Annotated in this window: 25 protein-coding genes and 1 pseudogene; 17 read left to right on the plus strand and 9 right to left on the minus strand. The window is 31.9% G+C overall.

What is annotated here, in order from left to right; translation table 11 throughout:
* Positions 1-1,143 carry a glycosyltransferase gene (locus CXF54_RS09460; RefSeq protein WP_101203363.1) on the minus strand — a complete coding sequence of 381 codons (1,143 nt, stop codon included), beginning with the start codon at positions 1,141-1,143 and terminating at the stop codon, positions 1-3.
* Positions 1,144-1,174: 31 nt separating this feature from the next.
* Between CXF54_RS09460 and CXF54_RS09465 the strand changes: the two genes are divergently transcribed.
* Positions 1,175-2,287, plus strand: a complete 1,113-nt coding sequence (locus CXF54_RS09465) for a glycosyltransferase (protein WP_101203364.1) — start codon at positions 1,175-1,177, stop codon at positions 2,285-2,287.
* Positions 2,274-2,690, plus strand: coding sequence for a sugar 3,4-ketoisomerase (locus tag CXF54_RS09470; RefSeq protein WP_101203365.1), 417 nt, complete (start codon positions 2,274-2,276; stop codon positions 2,688-2,690). Before CXF54_RS09465 ends, CXF54_RS09470 begins: the two co-directional genes overlap by 14 nt.
* On the opposite strand, the gene CXF54_RS09475 is transcribed toward CXF54_RS09470, so the two are convergent.
* The 3 genes from CXF54_RS09475 to CXF54_RS09485 are packed head-to-tail and all read right to left on the minus strand — an operon-like array spanning position 2,676 to position 5,199.
* Positions 2,676-3,614 carry a glycosyltransferase family 2 protein gene (locus tag CXF54_RS09475; protein ID WP_101203366.1) on the minus strand — a complete coding sequence of 313 codons (939 nt, stop codon included), beginning with the start codon at positions 3,612-3,614 and terminating at the stop codon, positions 2,676-2,678. The genes CXF54_RS09470 and CXF54_RS09475 overlap by 15 nt on opposite strands.
* On the minus strand, positions 3,611-4,501 hold the full coding sequence (locus CXF54_RS09480; RefSeq protein ID WP_101203367.1) for a glycosyltransferase family 2 protein: 891 nt from the start codon (positions 4,499-4,501) through the stop codon (positions 3,611-3,613). The genes CXF54_RS09475 and CXF54_RS09480 overlap by 4 nt, the downstream gene beginning before the upstream one ends.
* An 11-nt stretch (positions 4,502-4,512) precedes the next feature.
* Entirely contained in the window at positions 4,513-5,199 is a 687-nt protein-coding gene (locus tag CXF54_RS09485; protein ID WP_090841353.1) for a cell division ATP-binding protein FtsE, read from the minus strand.
* Positions 5,200-5,454: 255 nt separating this feature from the next.
* Here CXF54_RS09485 and CXF54_RS09490 point away from each other — a divergent pair, with 255 nt between their 5' ends.
* The 4 genes from CXF54_RS09490 (at position 5,455) to CXF54_RS09505 (ending at position 12,527) form a co-directional block, all read left to right on the plus strand.
* A complete protein-coding gene (locus CXF54_RS09490; RefSeq protein WP_101203368.1) occupies positions 5,455-8,475 on the plus strand; it encodes a tetratricopeptide repeat protein in 3,021 nt (1,006 codons plus the stop codon).
* A 40-nt stretch (positions 8,476-8,515) separates the two neighbouring features.
* On the plus strand, positions 8,516-10,243 hold the full coding sequence (locus CXF54_RS09495) for a TonB-dependent receptor (RefSeq protein ID WP_101203369.1): 1,728 nt from the start codon (positions 8,516-8,518) through the stop codon (positions 10,241-10,243).
* Between the two features lie 100 nt (positions 10,244-10,343).
* Positions 10,344-11,966 (plus strand): amidohydrolase, encoded by a 1,623-nt coding sequence (locus CXF54_RS09500; RefSeq protein ID WP_101203370.1) that lies wholly within the window; start codon positions 10,344-10,346, stop codon positions 11,964-11,966.
* Between the two features lie 33 nt (positions 11,967-11,999).
* Positions 12,000-12,527 (plus strand): DUF2059 domain-containing protein, encoded by a 528-nt coding sequence (locus CXF54_RS09505; RefSeq protein ID WP_090841345.1) that lies wholly within the window; start codon positions 12,000-12,002, stop codon positions 12,525-12,527.
* On the opposite strand, the gene CXF54_RS09510 is transcribed toward CXF54_RS09505, so the two are convergent.
* The gene (locus CXF54_RS09510) at positions 12,524-13,222 is read right to left on the minus strand and encodes a class I SAM-dependent methyltransferase (protein ID WP_101203371.1); all 699 of its coding nucleotides are present in this window, start codon (positions 13,220-13,222) and stop codon (positions 12,524-12,526) included. The two genes, CXF54_RS09505 and CXF54_RS09510, sit on opposite strands and share 4 nt — an antisense overlap.
* A gap of 21 nt (positions 13,223-13,243) precedes the next feature.
* Between CXF54_RS09510 and CXF54_RS09515 the strand changes: the two genes are divergently transcribed.
* From CXF54_RS09515 to CXF54_RS09530, 4 genes and pseudogenes are all read left to right on the plus strand, one after another.
* A complete protein-coding gene (locus CXF54_RS09515; protein WP_090841341.1) occupies positions 13,244-13,738 on the plus strand; it encodes a YkgJ family cysteine cluster protein in 495 nt (164 codons plus the stop codon).
* A gap of 27 nt (positions 13,739-13,765) precedes the next feature.
* A complete protein-coding gene (locus CXF54_RS09520; RefSeq protein ID WP_101203372.1) occupies positions 13,766-14,659 on the plus strand; it encodes a hypothetical protein in 894 nt (297 codons plus the stop codon).
* A 74-nt stretch (positions 14,660-14,733) separates the two neighbouring features.
* A pseudogene (locus CXF54_RS15875) lies at positions 14,734-14,883 on the plus strand (sterol desaturase); the annotation flags it as partial.
* Positions 14,884-15,145: 262 nt separating this feature from the next.
* On the plus strand, positions 15,146-16,132 hold the full coding sequence (locus CXF54_RS09530; protein ID WP_157823429.1) for a hypothetical protein: 987 nt from the start codon (positions 15,146-15,148) through the stop codon (positions 16,130-16,132).
* A 6-nt stretch (positions 16,133-16,138) separates the two neighbouring features.
* On the opposite strand, the gene CXF54_RS09535 is transcribed toward CXF54_RS09530, so the two are convergent.
* Positions 16,139-17,419: an exo-beta-N-acetylmuramidase NamZ domain-containing protein gene (locus tag CXF54_RS09535; protein ID WP_101203374.1), complete on the minus strand. Its 1,281-nt coding sequence runs from the start codon at positions 17,417-17,419 to the stop codon at positions 16,139-16,141.
* An 8-nt stretch (positions 17,420-17,427) separates the two neighbouring features.
* Here CXF54_RS09535 and CXF54_RS09540 point away from each other — a divergent pair, with 8 nt between their 5' ends.
* From CXF54_RS09540 to CXF54_RS09550, 3 genes are all read left to right on the plus strand, one after another.
* Positions 17,428-18,663: an ABC transporter permease gene (locus CXF54_RS09540; protein ID WP_101203375.1), complete on the plus strand. Its 1,236-nt coding sequence runs from the start codon at positions 17,428-17,430 to the stop codon at positions 18,661-18,663.
* Positions 18,664-18,865: 202 nt separating this feature from the next.
* Complete coding sequence (locus CXF54_RS09545; RefSeq protein ID WP_101203376.1) at positions 18,866-19,846, plus strand: PLP-dependent cysteine synthase family protein; 981 nt, start codon at positions 18,866-18,868, stop codon at positions 19,844-19,846.
* Positions 19,847-20,236: 390 nt separating this feature from the next.
* Positions 20,237-20,665: a peptidylprolyl isomerase gene (locus CXF54_RS09550; protein ID WP_090841328.1), complete on the plus strand. Its 429-nt coding sequence runs from the start codon at positions 20,237-20,239 to the stop codon at positions 20,663-20,665.
* 107 nt (positions 20,666-20,772) lie between these two features.
* Here CXF54_RS09550 and CXF54_RS09555 read toward each other — a convergent pair whose 3' ends face one another.
* Both CXF54_RS09555 and CXF54_RS09560 read right to left on the minus strand, forming a co-directional pair.
* Complete coding sequence (locus tag CXF54_RS09555; RefSeq protein ID WP_101203377.1) at positions 20,773-21,138, minus strand: DUF1304 domain-containing protein; 366 nt, start codon at positions 21,136-21,138, stop codon at positions 20,773-20,775.
* A 37-nt stretch (positions 21,139-21,175) separates the two neighbouring features.
* Positions 21,176-21,769 (minus strand): FMN-binding negative transcriptional regulator, encoded by a 594-nt coding sequence (locus tag CXF54_RS09560; RefSeq protein ID WP_101203378.1) that lies wholly within the window; start codon positions 21,767-21,769, stop codon positions 21,176-21,178.
* Between the two features lie 69 nt (positions 21,770-21,838).
* On the opposite strand from CXF54_RS09560, the gene radC reads away from it, so the two are divergent.
* The 4 genes from radC (at position 21,839) to CXF54_RS09580 (ending at position 25,475) form a co-directional block, all read left to right on the plus strand.
* Complete coding sequence (gene radC, locus CXF54_RS09565; RefSeq protein WP_101203379.1) at positions 21,839-22,537, plus strand: RadC family protein; 699 nt, start codon at positions 21,839-21,841, stop codon at positions 22,535-22,537.
* Between the two features lie 164 nt (positions 22,538-22,701).
* Complete coding sequence (locus tag CXF54_RS09570) at positions 22,702-24,000, plus strand: polysaccharide deacetylase family protein (protein ID WP_101203380.1); 1,299 nt, start codon at positions 22,702-22,704, stop codon at positions 23,998-24,000.
* On the plus strand, positions 23,984-24,676 hold the full coding sequence (locus tag CXF54_RS09575; RefSeq protein WP_101203381.1) for a YjjG family noncanonical pyrimidine nucleotidase: 693 nt from the start codon (positions 23,984-23,986) through the stop codon (positions 24,674-24,676). Before CXF54_RS09570 ends, CXF54_RS09575 begins: the two co-directional genes overlap by 17 nt.
* A 4-nt stretch (positions 24,677-24,680) precedes the next feature.
* Entirely contained in the window at positions 24,681-25,475 is a 795-nt protein-coding gene (locus CXF54_RS09580) for a hypothetical protein (protein ID WP_101203382.1), read from the plus strand.
* Here the strand turns inward: CXF54_RS09580 and CXF54_RS09585 are convergent.
* Complete coding sequence (locus tag CXF54_RS09585; RefSeq protein ID WP_101203383.1) at positions 25,472-26,749, minus strand: replication-associated recombination protein A; 1,278 nt, start codon at positions 26,747-26,749, stop codon at positions 25,472-25,474. The genes CXF54_RS09580 and CXF54_RS09585 overlap by 4 nt on opposite strands.
* Positions 26,750-26,760 lie beyond the last annotated feature (11 nt).

Below are 26,760 nucleotides of genomic sequence, written 5' to 3' on the forward strand. Positions count from 1 at the left end.
CTATAATGTATTCCAGGTTTTAACGTATTGTGCTGCTATATTTTTATAGTTATGATGTGTTGTTATAAAAGCATTAGCATTTACAGATATTGTCTTAATAATATTTGGGTTAGTAATTAACCATTCTATTTTTTTGACTAAATAGTCTACATCGGGCAATGCATTAATAGCTATTGTATCTTCTTTTACATTATAATATGTTAACCATTGTTGCTCAGCGCCAGTAAATACCACCTTGCCTTTAGCCATTGCTTCTAAAGCATTATAACCTTGATCATAACCATAGACTTGATCTAAAATTATATGTGCTTGGTTATAGCTATTTATGTATGTGTTGTAAGGTAGATTTTTAGTGATTGTTATTTCGACTAGATCAGGATATTTTGACGCTATAATTTTTAAAGCTTTCTCAAAAAATAAGACGCCTTTTTTTATTGAATTTTCAGTATTTATACCCAAAAATATTTTAATTTTTTGATCTAAATCTAAAGGTGTATAATTTATAAGATCTGTATTTATTGGATTAGCTATCACACCCAAGTATTTAGGAGTGTTAATTAGAGGTAAATGGTAATCCAAATCTGAAGCAATAATCCCGTCGTAATTACGTGCTAAAAAGGTGTGTAGTTTTTTGTGTCGTTCAGTGACATATTCTAAAGTAAAAGCATAGTCTTTTGCTAAAGTGTTGTCATTTAGATAAGGTGTTAGAAGGCTATAGTTTTCTTTGTTTTTTAAGGCATAAGAAATGTTGTAATAATCTTCTCCACAGGACAGTAAAACCACCTTTTTTGTTTTCTTAAAAAGTTTTTTTAGTAGTGCTATCTCTAAGCGTGCAGTTGTTTTAAGTGAGGCTTCGTTAATAAGTTGTACCACATCAAACTGCTTTAATTTGTTAAACACTAAATAGTATTTAATGGCAAGCTCTATTTTTATAATATTAATTCTAAACACTTTTAATATAGCTTTGGATAAAAATAGCAGGGCTTTTTTTTCTCTAAAAACAGAATACACTTTATAGTCAACCGGAAAGGATTTAAATCCATCTCCAGAGCCAATTATAACAACCTCATGATTTAAAGCTTCTAAACCTTCTTTTAAAGAATTGTGTAATCTACTATATTCACCCAATAATAAGATTTTCATTTACTATATTTGATTATCCAAAACTAACCATTTGCAAACTAATAATAAAATTAATGTAGGGATTGTTGCGTCGTCATTGGCAGGCGGAGGCGCAGAACGTACAAGTGCAAAATTATCTCAGATTTTAGAGGGTTTTGGTTTTCAAGTACATGTCATTACCGTATTGTCTGGAGAAGATTTTAAATTTTCGGGACAGCGTTTTGATTTAGGCATTTTAAAAGCAAAAGGGACGCCTATATTTGGAAGACTGCAACGGTTGATTGCTTTTAAAAAATATCTTAAAAAGCATGATATTTCAATAGTTGTTGATTCTAGATCTCGACCTACTTTTATTAAAGAGTGGCTTATTAATAAGCTAGTCTACACAAAGCTAAATGTGGTATACTGGGTACATAATTATAATACGGAGACTTATATTCCAAAAGCAAGATTTTTAGCGCGATTGATTTATAAATCAGACACTAACTTTATTACTGTTAGTCAGGCTATAAATGAAAAAATAAAGCAAAACTACGGTTTTACAAATGTCACAACCATTTATAACGCATTTGATAAAGACTTCTTAAATTATGCGACAGATGTAAATTTGAATTTACCAGAACAATATATTTTATATTTTGGACGGTTAGTCAATAAAAGTAAAAACATAGCTTTATTATTAAATGCTTACAGTCAGTCTAAATTACCAATGCAGAATGTCAAGTTGGTAATTTTGGGTGATGGTGAGGATAAAGTTGAATTACAACAATTAGCGTCTGCATTAAAGTTAGAAGAGTATGTTTTATTCTATAACTTTACTAAAGCCCCAGCTAAGTTTATAAAAGACGCAAAATACACGGTATTAACAAGTAGATATGAAGGTTTTCCGATGGTTTTGTTGGAATCCTTATCTATGGGAACTCCTGTCGTGTCAGTAGATTGTCAATCGGGACCAAGTGAAATTATTCTTGATAAGCAGAATGGGCTTTTAGTTGAAAATTTTAATACAGAAACTTTAGCGGTTGCATTAAATACTTTTATATTTGATACAGATCTATACAGCGCGTGTAAAGCTTCGGCTAAATCTAGCGTAAGCCATTTGTCTGAAGAAGTTATTGGAGCACAATGGAGCAACTATTTAAAACGTATAAATGAAACAAACTAACCTTGACGACGTCCAAATAATTAATATCCCTAAAATTTCTGACGAAGAAGGGAGAGGTAATCTTTCGGTTATTGAAAAAGACTGTTTGGATTTTGATATTAAACGTGTCTATTATTTATACGATGTTCCAAGTGATGCTTATCGCGGTGGACATGCACATAAGGCATTATATCAATTTTTGATTCCGTTAAGTGGTAGTTTTGATGTTATATTAAAAGATGGTAAGTCTACTAAAACCGTAACACTTAATAAACCCGATAAAGGTTTGTTGATTGTGCCAGGTATTTGGAGAGAGCTTGAAAATTTTTCAGCAGGGTCCGTATGTTTGGTGTTGGCTTCCGATGTCTATAAAGAGTTAGATTACATCAGGGAATATAATCAATTTGTATTATCTAAAAGCTGATAAATAAATATTCTTTTTTATCAAAAACTCTTGAAATTGTTTCAGTTTTATTAAAAGTGTTTTTGGGCAATTTAATATCAAACGCTGCTTAAAATTAAGATTATTGACGTTAATTTCATTAATTAAAAACGTTGCTTTTTTATCTTCATTATTAAACTTGTACCTAATGGCTAAAGCATAACGCTTAATGTCCATGTAGCGTTTTAAAGACGGGTTAGTTTGTTCTTCAGTAGTATACTGACTAATCAATAATAACCTATTATCATTCAGTTTACTATTAGATAAACTATTAGGGTCAAAAAAGTTGTAAAGCATGGTAACCACGGGGTTAAATGCTATGGCACCATGTAAGCCAAATCTAATCCACAAATCAATATCTTGTCCTGTACGTAATTTCGTATTGTAAGCTCCTATTTTAAAGAACGTATCTTTTTTAAATGCAACAGAAGAAGAGTGCGGAATGTAGTTTATAATATTAGCTTCAAAAAAATTGTCTACTAAAAGACAGTCGGAGTGGTATTCGAAATTAAATTTAGCTTTTGTTACAAAACCATCACGCCTTTTAATTTCGTAATTATTACAGAATAAGACAGCATTTTTAAAAGTGTCAATGCACTTTTTTAATGCTTCTAAATGATTTGGTTTCCAAATATCGTCTGCGTCTAATGTCGCGATATACATTCCGGTTGAAGCTGTTATTGCAGTATTACGTGCAACGGAAACGCCCTGATTTGTTTGATGTATAAGCTTTATCCTTTTGTCTGTATAAGTATCTATTACGGAAACACTTTGGTCTGTAGAGCCATCATTAACTATAATAACTTCAAAATCTTTAAACGACTGATTTAAAACCGTGTTTAATGTTTTTGAAATATAACTTTCTTTGTTATAAAGCGGTATGACAACAGAGAAGAAAGGACTCATTTTTTGAGGTTAATATGACAAAAGTAACTAATTCTAAAGATATCAAATAATGCTAAAGAGGTCAGTTTGTTGGTTAATAAGTACTTAGTTATCGGATTAGTAAAATAGTAAGAATAGGCTAAAAGATAATTTAATTTAAATCGTTTTAATTTAGAGAAATACTCTAAAAAAGGAATAAAATTTTGTGGTATAAGTTCCGATTTATAAATATAATCTAAGTTTTGTAATCCTTTTTCTGTTTTGTTTAAAAAGACGTTATTAAAATCAACATCACCATGTAAAATAGGATTGTCAATATGTAAAATGGCTGTTTTTAAAACACTTGCTTTGTATGCAAATAATGTGTCTTCATGACCATATTGGTTTAATGTTTTTTCAAACGTAATAGCGTTAAATGTTGCTTTAGTCATTAACGTATTATTACAAAACATGCGTTTATGCGGTTTTTCAGATCTTTGCTTGGCGCTTAAATCTTCTCTTTTTTTTCCGTAAACTAATCGTAACTCTCTTTTTTTAGAGACTTGTTTTGGATGGATACGTCCACCATAAATGATAGCAGTTTCAGGTGTAATATTACTAAGATAATTAGCAATGTATTGGTCCGATATAACTAGAGAGTCACCATCAATAAATAAAATATAGTTATAGATGGACGCTTCAGCTAAAAGATTACGGTTATTACTTAATCCAACATTTTTAGGATTGGTTTTAAATGTTACAAATGCTAATGTGTTTAATACTTGATTGGTTGTATTTATAACATGGTTTGATCCGTCATCTAATATTAAAATCTCAAAATTAATTTGTGATTGTAGTAATTGTGCATGCAGACTGTTAACTAATGTGGTGACGTCGTAATTATAGGTCGGTATTAAAACAGAAAGCATACAAGTAGGGATTAATTAGCCTTACGTTGTACAACTTCAAACACCTTATTGTCATCACATTTTAATGTTTTGCTTGGGTATTTTAAAAGTAAGGCATAATCATGGGTAGCCATTAAAATGGTATTTCCATTTTTATTTATTTCTTGCAGGACTTCCATAACCTCAATACTAGTTTGTGGGTCTAGGTTTCCTGTAGGCTCATCTGCTAATATCAATTCTGGATCATTTAGCAAAGCACGTGCAATAGCAATACGCTGTTGTTCTCCTCCTGATAATTCATGCGGAAATTTAAAACCTTTAGTTTTCATGTCTACCTTATCTAAAACAGAAGCGACACGCTCCGTCATTTTAGCTTTGTCTTTCCAACCTGTAGCTTTTAAAACAAATAATAAATTGTCGTTAATAGTACGGTCTGTAAGTAATTTAAAATCTTGAAATACAATACCTAGCTTTCGACGTAAAAACGGAATCTCTTTTTCTTTTAGTTTTAGTAAGTCGTAATCAACAATATGACCTTCTCCTTTAGTTAGTTTTAAATCGCCATAAAGCGTTTTCATAAAACTACTTTTTCCAGAACCAGTTTTACCAATTAGATAAACAAAATCACCTTTTTTAACCTCTAAGTTAATGTCAGAAAGGACTAAGCTTTCACCTTGAAAAATTGAAGCATTTTTTAATTCTAAAACAGTGTCAGACATAAAATAATTTTAATATTCTTAAGTTATTATAACGCTTTTGTATTGCAGAAAATTGTAGATGACAAAGTAAACAATTAATAGTAAAAAAAGGAGGTCAAAAGTAATAATTTATTACCGCATCTCTTGCGGATAGTTATTTGGAAAAAATAGAGTAGATTTTCTGCTTTTAATAACTCCGTTTATAATTATTAGTAAAATTCAGCGTTAGACCTATAGATTAATTTATCTTTGATTTATAATTTAAAAACAGTGTCAATGTTAGTAAAAAAACAGCTTACATTTTTTATAATCTTAGCGTTTTGTTTCCAATTATTTGGGCAACAATCCGCGGTGTATACAAGTAGTCTTGGAGATTACCAAAAAGCACTTCAGTTGTATAATAGTCAGCAATATTTAGCGTCTCAAAATTTGTTTAGTCAAATCAATAAAACGACGGATGACGAGAATGTACAAAGTAATTGTGCTTTTTATATTGCAAATGCTGCTATTAGATTAAACCAGCAAAATGCAGATGTATTAATGGAGCGTTTTGTGGAAGATTATCCAACTAGTACAAAACGTAATACTGCATTTGTAGATGTTGCAGAATATTACTTTACCAATGGTAAATATGCTTATGCACAAAAATGGTATGCAAAAGTGGACGAAGGGTCTTTGGCTAGAGCGGATAAAGAAGCCTATAACTTTAATAACGGATATGCATCGTTTACTACCAAAAACTATAAAGACGCCAGAAAGTATTTAACACGTGTAGAGACGTCTCAAAAATACGGGTCACAAGCCAAATATTATTTAGGATTTATGTCTTATGAAGGAGATGACTACGACGGAGCTAATAAGTATTTTGAGCAGGTTGGAGATGAAGAAAAGTATAAGGAAAAACTAAGTTACTATCAGGCAGATTTAAATTTTAAATTAGGGAAATTTGATAAAGCGATAGCGTTGGCTAAGTCTAAATTAGAAACTAGCGATAGAAATGAAGTTTCGGAATTAAATAAAATTATAGGAGAAAGTTATTTCAACCTAGAAAAGTATGACGAAGCTATTCCGTACTTAACAGATTATAATGGTAAAAAAGGAAAGTGGAGTAATACGGATTACTACCAATTAGGATATGCGTATTACAAGCAGAAGGATTATGATAAAGCCATTTCAGAATTTAATAAAATTGTAAGTGCAGATAATAGTGTTGCCCAAAACGCATACTATCACTTAGGAGAAAGTTATGTTAATGTTGGTAAAAAACAAGAAGCATTAAATGCCTTCAGAAATGCATCGCAAATGGATTATGATTTAAAAATCCAGGAAGATGCTTGGTTAAACTATGCTAAGATTAGTTACCAAATTGGTAATGCGTATCAATCTGTACCGCAGGTTTTAAATGGGTATCTAGAAAAATATCCAAACACGCAATATAAAGAAGAAGTAGAAGGGTTGTTAATAGACTCTTACATTACCTCTAAAAATTATAAGGAAGCACTAGTTTTATTAAAAAATAAAAACAGTTTTGAAAGTAAAGTTGCTTATCAAAAAGTGGCTTTTTATAGAGGTTTAGAGTTGTTTAATGATAGTAAATATCAAGATGCAGAAGACCTTTTTGATAGTTCTTTAAAAGAACAGCAAGATCAAAAATATACCGCTAGAGCAACCTTCTGGAAAGCAGAGACAGATTATAACTTAACAAATTATGATGATGCTTTAATAGGGTTTAAGCAATTTGCACAACAAAGCGGTGCGTCTGAGACTGTAGAGTATGAAAATTTAGATTACAATATTGCTTACACGTACTTTAAACAAAAAAATTATGGTCAAGCAACCACATATTTTAATCAGTTTATTCAAAAAAACAAAACAGATAAAGTTAGATTGAATGATGCATATTTACGTTTAGCGGATGGTTATTTTGTGTCCAGTCGTTATAACGAAGCGATTGCTGCTTACGATAACGCTATGCAAGTTGGAAAAATTGAAAACGATTATGCTTTTTTCCAGAAAGCAATGAGTTATGGTTACATTGGTAATGAGAGTAATCAGACCAGTCAATTAGAACAATTTATTGCAAAATATCCAACCTCTAAATTGCGTGATGATGCGATGTATGCATTGGGTAATAGTTATGTAAAAGCGGGTAAAGATGATAAAGCTATTGGTATTTATAACCAATTAAAAAAGGAGTATAGTACAAGTCCTTTTACAAGCAAAGCGCAATTACGTCAGGGTTTAGTCTATTATAACGCTAATAAAAATCAACAAGCATTAACAACCTTTAAAGCGGTTGCAAAAGATTATCCAAGTACGCCAGAAGCAAATCAAGCGGTAGCAACAGCACGTTTAATTTATATAGATTTAGGTCAAGTAGATGAGTATGCTACTTGGGTTAGAACATTGGATTTTGTTGAGGTTACAGATGCCGATTTAGATAATGCAACTTACGAGGCTGCAGAGAAACAATATTTAGACGAAAACGTAAACGCAGCCATCAAACAATTTAATGGGTATTTAAACCAGTTTGCAAACGGATTGCATGCCACACAAGCACATTTTTACTTAGGACAGCTATACTTTAAAAAAGATTTAAAGTCTAATGCAGAACCGCATTATGCATTTGTTGTTGGTAAGTCACAAAGCGAATTCTCTGAAGAAGCATTATTGCGTTTGTCTCAAATTCAATTAGATAAAAAAGATTGGAATGCAGTAATTCCAACTTTAAAACGATTAGAAGTAGAGGCTAACTTTCCGCAAAATAGTTTGTTTGCACAATCTAATTTAATGCAGGCTAATTACCAATTAGATAATTATAATCAAGCGGTCGCTTACGCGGAAAAAGTGCTTGCTAACCTTAATTTAGATAATAAGATAAGAAGTGATGCTTATGTTATAATTGCCCGTTCTGCTATTAAAACAAATGATCAAGCTAAAGCAAGAACAGCGTATGCACAAGTCGAAACATTTGCAACAGGCGAAACTGCAGCAGAAGCCTTATACTACAATGCTTATTTTAAAAATAAAGACGGATTGTATAACCAGTCTAACACGGTAACACAGCGTTTAGCAAAAGATTATTCTGGGTATAAATATTACGGAGCAAAAGGATTAGTTATAATGGCTAAAAACTTTTATGCTTTAGGTGATGCTTTTCAAGCAACGTATATACTTGAAAGTGTAATCAAAAACTTTAGCAATTTTGAGGATGTGAAAACAGAAGCACAAACAGAATTGACTAGAATAAAAGCAGAAGAAGCTAAAACAAATTCATCAGTAATTACTGAAGACTAAAATCAGCAATCAAGACAATCGCAATTCATAAATATAAATTATGTTTATTACAAAAAAACAAATCACTTTATTAATACCATCGTTATTAATTTCGGTCTTTGCATTAGCACAAGAAAGGGAAGGAGATACTATACAGACAGGTGTTATTGATGTAGTAAAACCATATACACCAACAATTTCTGATGCTTTTAAAGTTAAAGAAACACCATCGTTGGATGATACAGATACCGCAACAAAAAAAGACGTTAAATATAATATTTTCTCTTTTCCTGTGGCATCAACATTTACGCCTGCAAAAGGAAAAGCAGCGGTAGTAGATAAAGCTAAAAAAGTAAAATTATATAACAACTATGCTACATTGGGTGTGGGGACTTATACTACTATTTTAGGAGAGGCTTATTTAAATCATGCGATTGGTAGAGACCAGGCGTTTAGTGCTTATATTGGGCATCACTCTTCTCAAGGAGATATAGATGATGTATTAACGGATAGTGGTTTTTCAGACTCTAAGCTTAATTTAAACTATACTAAAAACAATAGGGATTACACATGGTCTCTTTTAGGAGGTTTTCAACATGAAACCTATAATTGGTATGGTTTACAACAGCCTTTATTTAATCAAGCAACAGCAGATACATTAGATGTTGGTCATAGTTTTACTACTGCGCATGTTGGTGGAGATATTATGTTTGAAGATTCAGTTTTTAAATCAGGAAGCCTATTATTTAGACGTTTTGGTGACGATTATGGTTCTGGAGAAAATAGATTAAAAGTTAATGCTTTAGGAACGGTAGAGATTAGAGATAACGAAGTAGATGTAGAAGTCTTTGCAGACTACCTAGGCGGTAGTTTTGATAAAGCTTACGCAGTACCTACAGCGCTTAATTATGGTAATTTTATAGTAGGTGTAGCGCCAACTTTTAAATTAAATAATGATGACTTATCAGTAAGTTTAGGTGTTAAAGCGGTTTATTTAAATGATACAGAAGCTAGTCAAAGCAAATTTTTTATCTATCCAAATATTGCAGCTAGTTACAGATTAGTGGATGATGTTTTAATTGTGTTTGGAGGCGTAAAAGGTGGGTTAATACAAAACTCTTATTATGACTTTGCTGACGAGAACCAATTTGTGTCACCTAATTTATTTATAGCGCCTACAGACCAACAATATAATGGATTTGCAGGGTTAAAAGGGAAATTGTCTAATGCTATGAGTTACTCGGTTAGCGGAAGCTACAAATCAGAGAAAAATAAAGCGTTATTTGTTAATAATGATATCACGCAAACGTCAGAAGCTTATACCTACGGGAACTCTTTTGGTATTGCTTATGATGATGTAACAACGTTAAGTGTTACTGCAGAATTAAACGTGGACATTAATCGTAATTTCACGCTAGGGATAAAAGGAGAATACTTTTCATATGATGCAAAAAATCAAATGAAAGCATGGAATTTACCAGATATAAAAGGATCTGTATTTGTAGATTATCAAATAAATCAACAGTGGTTTGCTGGAGCAAATTTATATTATATCGGAGAACGTAAAGACCAATTTAATATTCCAAGTTTAATAACGCCAATGACAGGAGTGGTTACTTTAGATGCTTATTTTGATGCTAACGCACATGTAGGATATCATATTAATGATCGTTTTTCTGTATTTGCTAAAGGAAATAATTTAGTAGGCGAATCTTATACAAAATGGCAAAATACACCAGTACAAGGCATTCAGTTTTTGGCAGGTGCGACGTATAAGTTTGATTTTTAGTTAAAATAATTCGGTTTAAAACCGAACACAAATAAAAGTTTAAAAAAGCCTCAATTAGAGGCTTTTTTTTTATGCTTATATTTACGGAAAAATTTAAAATATGAAATTCACCAAAATCCTATTCTTATTTTTAGTCATAACATCTTGTGGTGTAGATAAGACAGATGTAGATACTATTATCACTAATGCTAATGTGTATACTGTAGATGCTAACTTTTCTAACGCAGAAGCTTTTGCTATTAAGGACGGTAAGTTTGTGGCGGTAGGTAAAGCAGCAGATATTAAAAATAAATATAAAGCAAAAGCACTTATTGATGTTGCTGGTCAAACTATTTTACCTGGTTTTATTGATGCACATTGCCATTTTTATGGACTTGGTTTAAACCAATTACAAGTTAATCTTAGGGATACAAAAAGTTATGATGACGTTATAAGTAAGGTTGTCGAATTTCAGAAAAAGAAACCTTCTAAATTTATAATAGGTAGAGGTTGGGATCAAAACGATTGGGAGGTTAAAACATATCCTACTAAAGCAGAACTAGATAAATTGTTTCCAAATATACCTGTGGCATTAACTAGAATTGATGGTCATGCTATGATTTGTAATCAAGCAGCATTAGATTTAGCTAAAATCACAGAAAGCACAATTGCAGAAGGTGGAGAGATTTTAAAAGAAAATGGTAAACTTACCGGTGTTTTAATTGACAATCCAATGGAGTTGGTAGAAGCAGTTTTTCCTGAGCCAACAAAACAGCAACAAATAGACGCCTTATTAGAGGCTCAAAAAATATGTACAGATTTAGGATTAACTACGGTATCTGATGCAGGTTTAGACAAACAAGTCATAGAGTTGATTGACAGCTTGCAACAAGCAGGGACTTTGGATATGCGTATTTACGCGATGATTAGTAACAGAGAAGCAAATTTAGATTACTATTTAAATAAAGGAAAAATTAAGACAGACCGTTTAAATGTGCAATCGGTAAAGGTTTATGCAGATGGAGCGCTAGGATCTAGAGGGGCAGCGTTAAAGCAAGATTACTCTGATCAACACGACCATTTTGGAGCTTTAGTTATTGGTGTGGAAGCGTATAAAGATTTAGCAAAAAGAATTGAGAAAGCGGGTTACCAAATGAACACGCATGCTATTGGAGATTCTGCTAACCGTTTTGTGTTACAAACGTATGCTAAAACTTTAGAATCTGAAAGTAATAGACGTTGGAGAGTAGAGCACGCGCAAGTGATTACAGATAATGATTTTGAATATTTTAAAAACGAAAACATTATACCTTCTATACAACCAACACATGCAACAAGTGATATGTATTGGGCAGAGGACCGTTTAGGAAAAGATAGAATTAAAGGAGCTTATGCTTACAAAACATTATTAGAAAAAAGTGGAAGAGTCGCTTTAGGTACAGATTTTCCGGTGGAAAGAGTAAGTCCATTTTTAACGTTTTACGCAGCAGTATCAAGACAAGATACTAAGCAATATCCTGAAGGTGGTTTTAATAAAGAAAACGGATTAACAAGAGAAGAAACGTTAAAAGGAATGACCATTTGGGCAGCATATTCTAATTTTGAAGACACGGAAAAAGGAAGCATAGAAGTTGGTAAATATGCCGATTTTATTATCTTAGGCGATAATATTATGACCATTGATCAAAAAGAAATCCCAAACATAAAGGTAAAAGAAACATATATTAATGGCGTGGCACAGTAGTTGCTATTTTGTAATCACATAAACTTATTTAAAATGAAAAAAATTATCGCATTAGTTTGCTTTTTAGCAATTGGGACATCAAGTTTTGCTCAAGTAGATCAATACAGTGAAGATGTTAAGACGTGTATAAAAAGTAATGGAACAATGACGTATTACGAAGGCGTAATAGATCAGATGTTTACAATGTTAGAGGAACAGTTTGAGTCTCAAGCAGTACCTACAACTGTTTGGACAGAGTTAAAAAAAGAAAGAACTGGTGCTATGGATGAGTTAGCGCAAATGGTAGTGTCTGCTTACAGAGCGCATTTTACACATAAAGATGTTAAAAACATGAATGCGTTATACGCAACAAAAGCAGGTAAAAACATGTTTAAGCCAGAAGTATTAACAGAAGGCGATAAAATTATTTTAACCGAATTTTATAAAAGTGATACAGGTCAAAAAATTGTAAGCTCTCAAGACTCTATGAATGCATCAATGGGTGATATTTCAGTAATGTGGAGTGGTGATTTATACAAAAGAATGATCGCTAAATTATCAGAAAAAGGATACGATCTTTAAATCGATAACTTAGCTAAATAGTCATAATGCTCGCCTTCCGCGAGCATTTCGCATTTTAAATCAATAGCAGTACACGCATCAAGTAATAGTTTGTAATCAAGATATAACCATTTCATTGCGGCTTCTTTTTCACCTTTATAACTTAAAAAGTAATCTAATTCGCCATAATAATTAGCATTCATATCTTGCCAAAAGCCACCATCTTCATCTAGATACATGTATTTTATATCGCTAGAATCTATTAATATTTGACCACTTTTATTTAATAAAGATTTTAAATGCAATAAATAAGTAGAGACTTGATCTAAGGTTTGAAATATTCCGGTACCATTCATCAATAATAAAATAGTATCAAAAGTATCGGTTTCATCTAAAAGCGCTTTTTCTTCAATTGTAATTACACCTCGTGCTTTACTAACTGCAACAGCACCAGCCGACACATCAATAGCTTTAACGCTAAGCCCTTTACTTTGTAAATATAGACTGTGACTTCCAGAACCACAACCAACGTCTAAAATCTCACCTTTTGCTAAGTTTAACGCCTGTTGTTCTAACTTAGGCATAGCTTTATAATCTCTAAAAAGATAAGGAAGAGGTAACTCATCCTCATCAGATATGTTAGTAGACGTCATTAGGTCTACTGTATAATTATTATTCTGATAATCTAATAAGGCTTTTCCGAAAAGGTCTTTCATTTAAAATACTATTTTTGTAACATGGAAGAATTTTTAAATGATCTCCCAAAGCTTGCCAAAGATAAGCATAAGGAAAATAAAACCTTTTTTACTAAGCTAAAAAAGAAAGCACCAAAGCAACTGGATTATATTATGCAAGAATTGCATGAAGCCGAATTTAAAAAAACGGATTGCTTAACGTGTGCCAACTGTTGTAAAACTACGGGGCCTCTTTTTACAGATAAAGATGTGCAACGTATTGCTAAGCATTTTAGACAAAAACCACAACAATTTATTGACACTTACCTGCGTCTAGACGAAGAAAACGATTACGTGTTACAGTCTGTACCGTGCACCTTTTTAGGAGCAGATAACTACTGTTCTATCTATGATGTGCGTCCTAAGGCTTGCGCCGAATTCCCGCATACTGACCGTAAAAAATTTCAGCAAATATCTAATTTAACGTTAAAAAACGTCGCTATTTGTCCCGCAGCATTTAATATTGTGGAAGAGATGAAAAAACGAATTAAATATTAATACAATTATTTTGTATTTTTAAGTATTATGAAAAAGCTTTTATTTACCCTATTATTAAGCGTTGCAACCATTACAAGTGCTATGGCACAAGAATGGTTGACCTCTTTAACCTTAGCAAAAAAATTAGCATTGTCTAAAAATAAGATGCTATTGGTTATTTGGGAAGATTCAGCAAATTATTCTTATCCCATAATATTAGAAGATACTGATGGGACTAAAGTGGTTACAGAATTGTTTGAAAGTGATGCTGTAAAAACGTTAGTATGGAAATATTTTGTACCTGTTATTATTAACGAGTCTATGTATCAGCAACTATTTGATAAAATAGATGGTAAACGTAACATGAGCTATATTAATCGTTTTAATGACGATAATGTAAAGGTTATGGATCCTAATGGTAATATTTTAGATTTGAGGACTGCGGACGAGTTTATGACGCAAGACTTGACTGCAATTATTAAAAAATATGCACTAGATACCTCTTTTTTGGAGGCAGAATTAAATAGTTATTTCGAAAATAAAAATTACGCAACAACTTTTAGACTAGCTAATAAATATTTAGATTTTGCTATTTATGCTGAAGATTTTGTGAAAGAAGAAATTATTATGTTGTCAGGCATATATATGCTTGAAGCAGAAAATTTATTGCAAAATAGTGATTATGCCACAAAAGAAGCATTGTTACAAAAGCACGAATTATTAAAGATAAAGGAAGCTTTAATACTTGGTAAAGATAATAAGGCACGCCGAATGTTGAAAAAATATACAAAGGAAGACATTGATAAGATTAATGTTGCTTTGTTCGCATTTTTAAATTATGCAACCTACAGAAGTTTAGATAATATTGAGGAGGCACTTCCATGGAAAGCACAAGTGTTACAATCAGATTTAAATAAAGTTAAGTTTATTGTAAACAAATAGCATATCATTAATGGAATCTATAATTACATACTTCGAAACGATTCCATCTTCTCATAGGTGTAAATATTAATAGTTGGGATCGTCTTTTTGGGACTTATATGACTTTGGATAGAGATCAAATTATTTATGGTGTAGATACCTTTCCGGACGAAGCCAAAAACAGTGAGCTATCACACTTGTTAAAGCAACCTTTTTATAAGTATGGAAACCCAACAACAGACTAATATTAAAGGGTTTTTGTAATATTTTGTTAAATAGTGTTGATACTATATAGACTTGGTACATTATTCGAATATATACTAATCAAATAAGCGATATATCTCTAAATCATTGATAATCAGATAAATTAACTATTCGTCGAATATTTTGTGACGTTCAGCTAATTTTAAGTAAATTAAAGGGAGTTTAATATGTATTAACACAAATTCATTTTAAATTTGTACTCCCTTACAACTGATTTTTAGCGTATCGATATAATTTAAAATTATGATTAGGCAAAAAATAACATACACACTCCTTGTTTTACTTATGGTAACTACTTCTGCGTTAGCGCAATCAAGAAGCAGAACTACTATTACAGAAAACGTAAATGCAACTAAAGCTGGTCTTGTCCATGTTCTAAATAGAACTGGAGATACGATCATTCTTAAAAGTAGCACTCAAATTTTTAGATTTAGTTTTTTATTCCACAGTCAAAAAGAATCTGTTTTAATGGATTTAGGAAGTAAAGAAGCTAGGATTCCGCTTCACCATTTTGAAGTAGGACGTTACACTGTTGTAGCGTATAGAGAAGATGCTGTATATCCAATTTCTTTAAACAGAATAGAATCTATAGCTAAACCAACAAATGCCATTGCGGATTTGGAGGAAGATGTTTTACGTGCAAGTTTACCTGCGGAAGAATTACTTAAAAGAAATATTAAGCCAAGAGGTTATAAAAAAAATGATACACGTTTAGCTAGTGCAAATTCTAAACCAAGCAGAGCTGAAGTTGAAGCTAAAGAAAGAGCTGAAAGAGAACGTATCCAAAGAGAAGGTGATGCTAAAGCTAAAAAAGAGCGTGCAGTAGCTGAGGTAAAAGAAAGAGAATTAAAAGAGCGTCTTAAAAAAGAAGCTGCAGACAAGTCTAGAAAAGAACACGCACTAGCAGAAGCCAACAGAGCGAAATCAGAAAAAGATAAAGCTGACAAACAATTAGCGCAAATAGAAGCTAACCGTCAAGCAATTAAAGATAGAGAAATTGCAGAAGCAAAACGTGAAAAGCAAAGAGCACTTGCTTTGGAAGAAGCAGAAAGAAAAAAGCAAGAGCGTGATGTTGCAGAGCATAACTCAGACCGATCTAGTGACCCAATAGAGGTAAAAGAAGTTAAGTACAATATTTCTGATATAAACAACGGTGGTTTAGATAAGCAAACCAGAGAAGAATACAGAAAAGAAAACTTAAGACCTAACGGTAAAAAGTATGACGAATAACCGATATTATTTGTATAACAAATAAGGTTTTCGTTTAACCATAAAATCATTTAAGCCACTTGTCCAAGTGGCTTTTATTTTGTCTTCACTCCAACCAGCTTCAATCTGTTGTTGCAGTTTTTTAGTTCCAGCAAGTTTTGTAAAAAAGCCATTACTAACAAAAAATGTAGATGGGTTTGTCGTGTTTTTATAAGCAGTAATTAGATAACTTAAATTTAATGTACTTTGGTGTTTAACGTCACTTAAATTATAGCCATTACAGACTTTATTTTCATGTTTTGGATATTTTGCACCTTCATTTGGTTTAGGTGTAAATGTGTAGTCTGTTTTTGATAAAAAAGGAGAACCATATATTTGAAACTGCAAATCTGTACCACGTCCAGCACTTACATTTGTACCTTCAAAAAAGCATAAACTAGGATATAAGTTTATAGCTTGTGCATTAGGTAGGTTTGGAGATGGTTTAATAGGTAAGTCGTAAGCCATTTGTCTAGTATAGTTTTTAACAGTAATAACCTTTAAGGCGCATTGTACGTTGTTTTTAAGCCAGTTTTCGCCATTAATCATTTGTGCATACTCTCCAATAGTCAAACCGTGTACAACAGGTACAGGATGCATGCCTACAAAACTAGTATGTGCTTCCTCTAAAATAGGACCATCAATATAATATCCATTTGGATTAGGTCTGTCTAAAACTATTAAAGTTTTGTTTTGTTCAGCACAAGCTTCCATAACATAATGTAAAGAAGAAATGTAAGTATAAAAACGCGCTCCAACATCTTGGATATCAAAAATCACGATGTCAAGGTCTTTTAATTGTGCAACACTTGGTTTTTTATTACTACCATAAAGAGACACAATTGGTAACCCTGTTTTAGTATCAAAACCATCTTTAACAACTTCACCTGCATCAGCTTTACCTCTAAAGCCATGTTCTGGAGCAAACACTTTTTTGACGTCAATATTTAAACGCACTAAAGAGTCTACAAGGTGTGTATAATTGTTACCTGAAGCGTTATCAGTTAAAACATTAAAAAGCACACTAGTTTGATTGGCCACAATACCAACACGTTGTCCTTTTAGTAAAGGTAAATATGCTTCGGTTTGATTAGCGCCAACTATTAAGGATTTGACTTCCTGAATTGGATTTTTTACCTCTGCTTTTAAAGTTGTAGTAACTGGTGTTTTTTCATTTGTATTTAAACTTGAATCTTGCTTTTTCATTCCGCAAGAAATTAATACTAAAACAAATAATAAAACTGTATTTTTGAAAACATTAAATCGCATAATCTAGTTTGAATTTCGAGTTTTTTATAGCTAAACGCATAATTGATAGTAAAGCGTATAAAAGTAGTATATCGGCACCAATAATAAAAATTGGTATCGTAGCAATTGCATTGGGTATTATTGTAATGATGATAGCTATTGCGACAGGAATTGGTTTACAACAAAAAATTAGAGAAAAAGTAATTGCCTTTAATGGACACACTATTATCGAAAATTACGATACCAACAACTCACAAGAAAGCATAAGACCAATAACTACCCAACAAGATTTTTATCCCGAGTTTAAAAATATTCCAGAAGTAACACATGTCCAAGGTACAGCAACAAAATCAGGAATAATAAGATTAGAAAACGATTTTGAATATATTGTAATAAAAGGTGTTGGTGCAGATTATGATTGGCAATATTTTAAAGAATTTTTAATAGAAGGTAAATTACCCGATTACACAAAGGATATTAGTACCGATGTTTTAGTATCGCAATATCTGGCTAATAGGCTACAATTAAAATTAAACGACCGTATAAATACCTACTTTTTAAGGGAAGACTCTACCAAACCACCGCGCGTAGTAACATATAATATAGTTGGAGTTTACAATTCTGGTTTGCAAGAAATGGATCAGCTTTATGTTATTGGAGATATCAAACAAATCCAGCGTTTAAACAAATGGGATAGCGATCAAGTTGGACGTTTCGAAGTTTTTATAGAAGATTATAATACATTAGAAGCTACGGGTAACGCAATTTTTAAAGAAGTACCATCTATCTTAAATGCCAAAACTGTAGACAGAGAATACCCAATGATTTTTGAGTGGATTAAAATCTTTGATAATAACATATACGCTATCATTGGTATCATGATTTTAGTAGCGGGCATAAACATGATAACCGCATTATTAGTGCTAATTTTAGAACGCACACAAATGATTGGAATTTTAAAAGCCTTAGGAAGCGCCAATAATAGCATCCGTAAAATTTTCCTTTATAACGCAGCATATCTGATATTAAAAGGACTGTTTTGGGGTAATTTAATAGGGATAAGTTTACTAATGCTTCAAAAGTATTTTGGACTATTTCCATTAGATCCAAAAACCTATCATGTATCGGCAGTACCGGTTTATATAAACTTAGGTTATATTATAGCGTTAAACATAGGGACGTTTGTATTATGCCTATTAATGCTGTTAATACCATCTTATATAATTTCTAAAATTTCGCCTGTAAAGGCTATTAGATTTGATTAAATAATTTGGGCGTTACTGTTATCCTGATTTTAGATCAGGACAACCGTCAGGCTTTCACAACTCGCTCTCTGCGAGGAGCTCAAACAGATTGCTCAATCCTTAACGCACCCAACCAAAGTTTCATTCCAAAATAAATTAATTCAGTTTTAACTTTCAAGCTTTAACTTTTAACTTATTTTTGCAAAAGAAAAAAAAACAATAGATGCAATACGCAAATAACATATTAGAGACCATAGGTAATACACCGTTAATTAAATTAAACAAGTTAACTGCAGAGTTACCATGTTTAGTATTATCTAAATACGAAACTTTTAACCCAGGAAACTCCGTTAAAGACCGTATGGCTTTACAAATGATAGAAGACGCAGAAGCAGATGGACGTCTTAAACCAGGAGGAACAATTATAGAAGGGACTTCAGGTAATACAGGAATGGGATTAGCATTAGCAGCCATAATAAAAGGATACAAATGTATTTTTGTAATGGCGGACAAACAAAGTAAAGAAAAAGTAGATATATTAAAAGCAGTAGGCGCAGAGGTAGTGGTTTGTCCAACAGCAGTGGAGCCAGATGATCCAAGATCTTACTATTCTGTATCAAAACGTTTAGGAGAAGAAACACCAAATAGCTGGTATGTTAACCAATATGATAACCCAAGTAATGCTAAAGCACATTACCAAAGTACAGGGCCAGAAATCTGGAAGCAAACAGATGGTAAAATCACACATTTTGTGGTTGGTGTAGGTACAGGAGGTACAATTTCTGGAGTTGGTAAATATTTAAAAGAACAAAATCCAAATATTAAAATCTGGGGAATTGATACTTACGGTTCTGTATTTAAAAAATACCATGAAACAGGGATTTTTGACGAAAAAGAAATCTATCCGTATGTAACAGAAGGTATCGGAGAAGATATCCTACCAAAAAACGTAGACTTTGATATTATTGACGGGTTTACTAAAGTAACAGATAAAGACGCAGCTGTGTATACACAAAGACTATCTAAAGAAGAAGGTATGTTTTTAGGTAATAGTGCAGGAGCAGCTATTAAAGGTGTGTTACAATTAAAAGAACACTTTACTAAAGATGATGTTGTGGTGGTATTATTCCATGATCATGGAAGTAGATACGTTGGAAAAATGTTTAATGACGATTGGATGCGTAAAATGGGTTACATAGAGTAGCACAAGTGTTGCGTAGGCAAATTAAGTATATAAAAAAGCTCACAATTTTAATTGTGAGCTTTTTTGATATAACAAATACATGTAATCTATAATTCGTTTTTTTGTAGTTATGACACATAAATACTTAACTTTAATTGGTAACATGACATAGTTGCTGATTTTAATTTAGGCTTTATTTTTTCTTTCAAAAGCATTTTTAATTTATCAATTTACTGCTATCAAAGGGCTGATCTGTTAAATTTTTATTTCTAAATAAGATAATATTGGTTTGAATATTAATATTTTAGGGTTTGGCTTGATTTTGGCGTTTACCTTGTCAGTGCATTTAATCTATAATAATTACAGCATAAAAATTATGCAGAATGCACGTTTTAAATTTTATAATATAGTATGGATCAAGTAAAAGAAAACAACACAGTTAAAGTAAATTACACAGGAAAATTATCTGACGGGCAAATTTTTGATAGCTCAGAAGGAAGAGAGCCTTTAGAGTTTACTTTAGGTCAAGGACAATTAATTCCTGGATTTGAAAAAGGTGTGATTGATATGAAGTTAAACGAGAAAAAAACCATTACAATAGCTAAAGAAGAAGCTTATGGTGATGTTAACCCAGCTTTAATACAAGAAGTAAGCAAATCAGATTTACCTGAGGATATGACTCCTGCAGTAGGTATGGGCTTAGTGTCTAAAACAGAAGATGGTCGCGAAACTAATTTATTAGTAGTTGAGGTAAAAGACGAAACTATCGTGTTAGATGCAAATCACCCGTTAGCAGGTAAAGACCTTATTTTTGACCTTGAAGTTGTAGGTATTAAATAAGTCACTTATTTTATAATTAAAAACAGCCATTATTATATTTTGTATAATAATGGCTGTTTTTTTATGCTTCTTTTTAAGTCGTAAATTCTATTTTTTAAACGCGATACTTAATTAGCAATCAATAACAATATAATACCTACTAAAGCAGGTCCTGCTTGTATAAAAAATATTTTTTTAGAGACTGTTAATGCTGCATAAACACCAGCAACAGCAACACATCCTAAAAAGAAAATAGCAATATTGTTATACCATTCTTGATTAGTTATAAAAAAGGTCCAAATTAACCCCGCAGCCAAAAAACCATTATACAAACCTTGGTTTGCTGCCATGCTTTTAGTGGGTTTAAAGATCTCTTTCGGCAAGCTTTTAAAAACTTTACGTCCGGTAGTTTCCCATGCAAACATTTCAAAGTATAAAAAATAGAGGTGTAGCGCTGCTACAATTGCAATAATTATTTTAATTAGTATATCCATAAGTTTAGTTTAAGCTGGTTATTATAAAATAGGTACTTTAAAAGACTTGATCTAAAAACATTTTAACTTGTTCTTGATTAGTCTTTAATAATTCTAGTCTTGCGTTTTCGGTGTCTTTTGGTTTTTTATCTTGAGACAATTTAAATTTTCCTTCCCATGTTTTTATTGTAATCTCAAATAATTTGATGTAATCTAGATTTTTATCTAGTCTTGGATTGTTCGCCTCTAATACATATTTATGATCAGGCGCTTCTAAAAAAGACGTCATGTCTATTAAAGATTGCTTTAATTCGGCTTTATTTTCAATACGTTGTACTGTTCCAGTTAAATGGACTTTAATATAATTCCAAGTTGGCAATTGAGTGGTTGTATAAATGCTTGGAGAGATATAACATTGTGGACCAGAAAAAATAAGTGTCACTTCATTTAAATCTTTTAGTAATTCGGTTTGTGGATTATAAATGTCAATGTGACCAACTAGTTTACCATCAGATTCTCTGTAAATTAAAGGCAAGTGTGTAATTAATGGTATGTTGTCTTTAACCGAAATAACAGTCGCTAAAGGATACGTTTTTATCACTTCTATTAAGTGTTTTTTGTCGCTATCTTGATGTTTTTTAGGAGGATACAAAGTTGTTGGCTGTTAGGTTATGTTTTTAATTTCATTTTAAAATCACAAAATATTATGTAGTTTTATAAAATGTCATATAAAAGTACTTCATTTTCAATTAAAAATTGGTCTCAAGACGATCAACCTAGGGAAAAGTTATTATACAAAGGAAAAGCAACGTTAAGTGACGCGGAGTTAGTAGCTATATTAATAGGTTCAGGTAACAGAAGTGAAAGTGCGGTGTCTTTATGTAAGCGTATTTTAGCCAGTGTGGATAATAACTTAAGCGATCTTGGTAAACTTAGCATAAAGCAATTAATGGAATTTAAAGGTATTGGAGAGGCTAAAGCTATAAGTATTATTGCGGCTTTAGAACTTGGGAGACGTCGCAGAGGAGAAGAAGCGTTACAAAAAAAGAAAATCCAATCCAGTAAGTCTGTGTTCGAGCTAATGCAACCCGTTATTGGAGAGCTACCTCATGAAGAGTTTTGGATAGTCTACCTTAATAATTCTAATAAAGTAATCTACAAAAATCAACTTAGTAAAGGTGGTATAACAGGAACATTAGTAGATACGCGATTAGTTTTAAAAACAGCCTTAGAGGTTGGAGCAGTAGGATTAATTTTATCACATAATCATCCATCTGGTACTTTAAAGCCAAGTCAAGCGGATAAGGATGTGACTTTAAAACTAAAAACAGCTGCACAAAGCTTAGATATAAAAGTATTGGACCATTTGATTATTACAGAAAATGCTTATTTTAGTTTTGCTGACGAAGGGATGCTTTAAAACACTAGTTTAAAGTGTAATGTATTGTCCAATATTAAATATCTATAATTAGAAGACCTGGTTTATGCATTTATATTTATAATGTAAGGCTTTTACTTTTGGAAATTCATATTTTTGATATTAGTAGACTGCTTACTAAATACAGAATACTACTTTCAAAATAAATGCTACTAGTTTACACACATAAAATAACACCAAGAGTCAAATATGTTTTTAAACAAATTTGCACTCGTGTTTTAGGCATACCTGTAAGTTTTACTACAACTATCGAAACCTTTATTGCGCACGATAGCCTAAAAATGTCCTACACAAGACAACCTTTAAGTAACGAGATTTTTATACGTAGTAATGAGTTGTTGTTTGAACAAGGTTTGTCAGACATAGATATTGCGGTGCTACCTTGGGAGGACACCAAGTGTTTTTTTACAGCAGGAGATAAAAGTGCATTACCATTTGATATTTTTGCAGCTTCGTTTTATTTATTAAGTCGCTATGAAGAGTATTTACCACATGTAAAGGATCAATATGGACGTTTTACAGCACAAGAGAGCATAGCGTTTAAAAATAATTTTCTGAATCAACCAGTAGTAGATATTTGGGCTTATAAATTTAAACATCTATTAGAAAGTAATTATCCTGATTTTGTTTTTCCAGTACAAGTATATACCGTTAAACCGGTTATAGATGTACCTGTTGCTTATGAGTATAAGTTAAAAGGCGTCATGCGTACTTTAGGTGGGACGTTTAAAGATGTATTTACTTTTAAATTTAAACGATTTTATCAACGTTATTCTGTGTTAAGCGGATTTAAACGGGACCCTTTTGATACTTATAAATATATTATTAATAAGCAAAAATCTTCAAAATATACATTTGTATTTTTCTTTTTGTTAGGCGATTTTTCGACCTACGATAAAAATATAAATCCCCAAAAACAAAAGTTTGTATCGCTTATAAAGCACGTTGCAGATTATTGTCAAGTCGGTATAAAAACATCATTTTTCGCATTAACAAATTTAGAGTTGTTAAAGGAAGAGAAAGTTAGGATGGAAGCCATTATAAATACAGCGATTGTTGGCTCTAGGCAATCGTTTTCTAAAGTAAATTTACCAGAGTCTTACCGTAATTTAGTAGAGTTAGAAATCCCTGAAGATTACACAATGGGTTATGTCAATCACTTAGGCTTTAGAGCCGGAACATGTACTCCTTTTTTATTTTTTGACTTAGATTTTGAAGTTCAGACGCCTTTAAAAATAGTGCCCTATCAAGCGTTAGATTTTGCTTTTTTAAAATACCATTCTTTATTAGATAAGGAACAAGCTTTAAAACGACTAATAAGCAGTATCAAAAAAGTAAACGGAACATTTGTACCCGTATTTCATAATTATACGTTTAGCAAACAAGACCGTTGGAAACATTTTAAAACCCTTTTTAATATAATATTGGATGCCAAAAACAAATAAAGTAGAACACGTTTTTTTTGATTTAGATCATACCCTTTGGGACTTTGATAAAAACTCAGCCTTGACCTTTGAGTTTATTTTTAAAAAGCATGATGTAAATGCTAGTTTAACTGATTTTTTAAGTTTTTATGAACCAATAAATCTTAAATATTGGAAATTATATAGAGACGAAAAAGTAACCAAAGAAGATTTACGTTATAATAGGTTAAAGGAAACTTTTGATGCGTTACAGTTTACTGTAGAAGATCAAATAATCTATCATTTATCAGAAGATTACATTACTTTTTTATCTAGTTTTAATCATGTTTATGATGGTACTTATCAAATTTTGGACTACCTAAAAACAAAGTATAAATTACACATAATAACAAACGGATTTAAAGAGGCGCAAACCAATAAATTAATAAGCTCCAAATTGGATCACTACTTTGAAACGGTGACTAGTGCAGAAAGCGCAGGCGTTAAAAAACCTAACCCTCAAATTTTTAATCATGCTTTAAATTCGGCGAAAGCCGAAACAAAAAATAGTATTATGATTGGAGATAATTACGAAGCAGATATATTGGGTGCTTTAAATATAGGTTTAGATGCCATCTGTTTTAATTACCACAACGTACAAGAGCAGCCAGATATTAAATTTGTAAATCATTTATTAGACATCAAAAAATATTTATAGTAGTATGAAATTTCAACACAAAATAACAACTTTAGTAATCTTCTTGTTTACTTTTTCAATAGCGTTAAATGCTCAAGAACAACTGAATGACTACAAATATATTGTTGTGCAAGAACAGTTTTCTTGTCAAAAAAAGGCTAACGATTACCAATTAAATGGATTAACTCAGTTTTTATTACAGAAACAAAATTTTAAAGTTTTTTTGGAGTCAGAAAGTTTACCAGAAGATGCTGTTAAAAATGGATGTTTAGTGGTTTATGCAGATGTGACGGAACATAGTAATATATTTAAAACTAAGCTAAAGATTAATTTTAGAAATTGCAATAATCAGGTTGTATTTACCTCGGAAGAGGGTGTTTCTTCTGACAAAGTATATAAAGTAGCCTACAATGTTGCTTTACGTAATACAATTAAAACCTTTCAAAATTTTAAGCACAACTATAAAGTAAAAAAGGTAAGTCAACCATTAGTTTTAGAGGAAGAAGATACGCTTGATACAATAGTTAAACCTCAAGAAAAAACACCAAATACAGTATTAAAAACAGTGGTTGAGACCACTAATTTAAAAGTCTCTAAAAAGGATTTGTATACAGCTAAATTGATCCCAGGTTCAGTATTTTGTTATCAATTAAAAACGGATAATAACACTATCGCTTACACCATTTTGTTTTCAGGAAAAGAAGATGTTTATGTTGTAAAAGGAACCGATGCTGTTATTTATAAAATGAATGCGCAATGGATTTTAGCACAGTATAAAAATGATACTTTAGTGACTAAAGCAATTAATATCCAGTTTTAGTATCCATATTTTTCTTTCCAACGTGATTTTAAAAAGTCACGTTGGGCATTTTCCCTAGCATTATTTCCGGGTTCGTATAATCTTGTATTACTAACCTCTTTTGGCAAAAATTCTTGACTAGCAAAATTATTTTCATAATTATGGCTGTATTTATAGTCTTCGCCATAACCAATCTCTTTCATTAATTTAGTAGGTGCATTTCTAATATTTAAAGGCACACTTAAATCGCCCGTTTGTTTAACCAATTGTTGCGCGTGGTTTATTGCCATATAAGCAGCATTACTTTTTGGCGAACATGCTAAATATGTAGCACATTGACTTAAAATAATTCTTGATTCAGGATAACCAATTGTGGTTACTGCCTGAAACGTTGTATTTGCCATAACCAAAGCAGTCGGGTTAGCATTGCCAATATCTTCGCTAGCCAAGATTAATAAACGTCGAGCAATAAATTTAACATCCTCACCACCTTCAACCATTCTAGCCAAATAGTAAACAGCCGCATTAGGATCGCTTCCTCTAATAGATTTTATAAATGCCGATACTATATCATAATGTTGCTCTCCCGTTTTATCATAACGTACCGTATTATTTTGGACCTTCTCCAAAACCATTGCATCAGTAATAGTAATCACATCTTTAACGTCACTATTAACCACCAATTCAAAGATGTTTAATAATTTTCTGGCATCTCCACCAGATAAGCGCAGTAAAGCACTAGTTTCTTCTAGTTTTATGTTCTTTTTAGACAAGAACTCGTCTTTTTCAATTGCACGCTTTAAAAGGGCTTCTAAATCGCTTTTTTCAAAAGCTTTTAAAATATAAACCTGACAGCGTGACAATAATGCAGAGATAACTTCAAAGCTTGGGTTTTCTGTAGTAGCCCCAATTAATGTGACCCAACCTTTCTCTACAGCCTGAAGCAAACTATCTTGTTGCGATTTACTAAATCTATGAATTTCGTCAATAAATAATATGGGATTTTTAGCAGTAAAAAGCCCACCACTATTTTTGGCCTTTTCAATAACCTCTCGCACATCTTTAACACCAGAACTTATCGCACTTAAAGTATAAAAAGGACGTTTAGAAGTAGTCGCAATAATATTGGCTAATGTTGTTTTTCCAATACCAGGAGGGCCCCAAAGGATCATACTAGGTATAATTCCTTGATTAATATGGCTAGTTAAAGTCCCATTTGGTCCTACTAAGTGTGATTGACTGATGTAGTCGTCTAGGGTTTGTGGACGTAATCTTTCTGCTAAAGGCGTGTTCATAATGTAAAATT

Origin of the sequence: Olleya sp. 1-3, assembly GCF_002836085.1 — a bacterium.
Classification (GTDB): domain Bacteria; phylum Bacteroidota; class Bacteroidia; order Flavobacteriales; family Flavobacteriaceae; genus Olleya; species Olleya namhaensis.

What these genes read in the sequence shown, in the direction of transcription:
- CXF54_RS09500 (WP_101203370.1), top strand. Translation starts at nt 10,344, where the DNA reads ATGAAATTCACCAAAATCCTATTCTTATTTTTAGTCATAACATCTTGT.
- CXF54_RS09555 (WP_101203377.1), bottom strand. Translation starts at nt 21,138, where the DNA reads ATGGATATACTAATTAAAATAATTATTGCAATTGTAGCAGCGCTACAC.
- CXF54_RS09550 (WP_090841328.1), top strand. Translation starts at nt 20,237, where the DNA reads ATGGATCAAGTAAAAGAAAACAACACAGTTAAAGTAAATTACACAGGA.
- CXF54_RS09545 (WP_101203376.1), top strand. Translation starts at nt 18,866, where the DNA reads ATGCAATACGCAAATAACATATTAGAGACCATAGGTAATACACCGTTA.
- radC (WP_101203379.1), top strand. Translation starts at nt 21,839, where the DNA reads ATGTCATATAAAAGTACTTCATTTTCAATTAAAAATTGGTCTCAAGAC.
- CXF54_RS09570 (WP_101203380.1), top strand. Translation starts at nt 22,702, where the DNA reads ATGCTACTAGTTTACACACATAAAATAACACCAAGAGTCAAATATGTT.
- CXF54_RS09475 (WP_101203366.1), bottom strand. Translation starts at nt 3,614, where the DNA reads ATGAGTCCTTTCTTCTCTGTTGTCATACCGCTTTATAACAAAGAAAGT.
- CXF54_RS09575 (WP_101203381.1), top strand. Translation starts at nt 23,984, where the DNA reads ATGCCAAAAACAAATAAAGTAGAACACGTTTTTTTTGATTTAGATCAT.
- CXF54_RS09530 (WP_157823429.1), top strand. Translation starts at nt 15,146, where the DNA reads ATGATTAGGCAAAAAATAACATACACACTCCTTGTTTTACTTATGGTA.
- CXF54_RS09495 (WP_101203369.1), top strand. Translation starts at nt 8,516, where the DNA reads ATGTTTATTACAAAAAAACAAATCACTTTATTAATACCATCGTTATTA.
- CXF54_RS09510 (WP_101203371.1), bottom strand. Translation starts at nt 13,222, where the DNA reads ATGAAAGACCTTTTCGGAAAAGCCTTATTAGATTATCAGAATAATAAT.
- CXF54_RS09585 (WP_101203383.1), bottom strand. Translation starts at nt 26,749, where the DNA reads ATGAACACGCCTTTAGCAGAAAGATTACGTCCACAAACCCTAGACGAC.
- CXF54_RS09505 (WP_090841345.1), top strand. Translation starts at nt 12,000, where the DNA reads ATGAAAAAAATTATCGCATTAGTTTGCTTTTTAGCAATTGGGACATCA.
- CXF54_RS09490 (WP_101203368.1), top strand. Translation starts at nt 5,455, where the DNA reads ATGTTAGTAAAAAAACAGCTTACATTTTTTATAATCTTAGCGTTTTGT.
- CXF54_RS09535 (WP_101203374.1), bottom strand. Translation starts at nt 17,419, where the DNA reads ATGCGATTTAATGTTTTCAAAAATACAGTTTTATTATTTGTTTTAGTA.
- CXF54_RS09460 (WP_101203363.1), bottom strand. Translation starts at nt 1,143, where the DNA reads ATGAAAATCTTATTATTGGGTGAATATAGTAGATTACACAATTCTTTA.
- CXF54_RS09580 (WP_101203382.1), top strand. Translation starts at nt 24,681, where the DNA reads ATGAAATTTCAACACAAAATAACAACTTTAGTAATCTTCTTGTTTACT.
- CXF54_RS09480 (WP_101203367.1), bottom strand. Translation starts at nt 4,501, where the DNA reads ATGCTTTCTGTTTTAATACCGACCTATAATTACGACGTCACCACATTA.
- CXF54_RS09520 (WP_101203372.1), top strand. Translation starts at nt 13,766, where the DNA reads ATGAAAAAGCTTTTATTTACCCTATTATTAAGCGTTGCAACCATTACA.
- CXF54_RS09515 (WP_090841341.1), top strand. Translation starts at nt 13,244, where the DNA reads ATGGAAGAATTTTTAAATGATCTCCCAAAGCTTGCCAAAGATAAGCAT.
- CXF54_RS09485 (WP_090841353.1), bottom strand. Translation starts at nt 5,199, where the DNA reads ATGTCTGACACTGTTTTAGAATTAAAAAATGCTTCAATTTTTCAAGGT.
- CXF54_RS09470 (WP_101203365.1), top strand. Translation starts at nt 2,274, where the DNA reads ATGAAACAAACTAACCTTGACGACGTCCAAATAATTAATATCCCTAAA.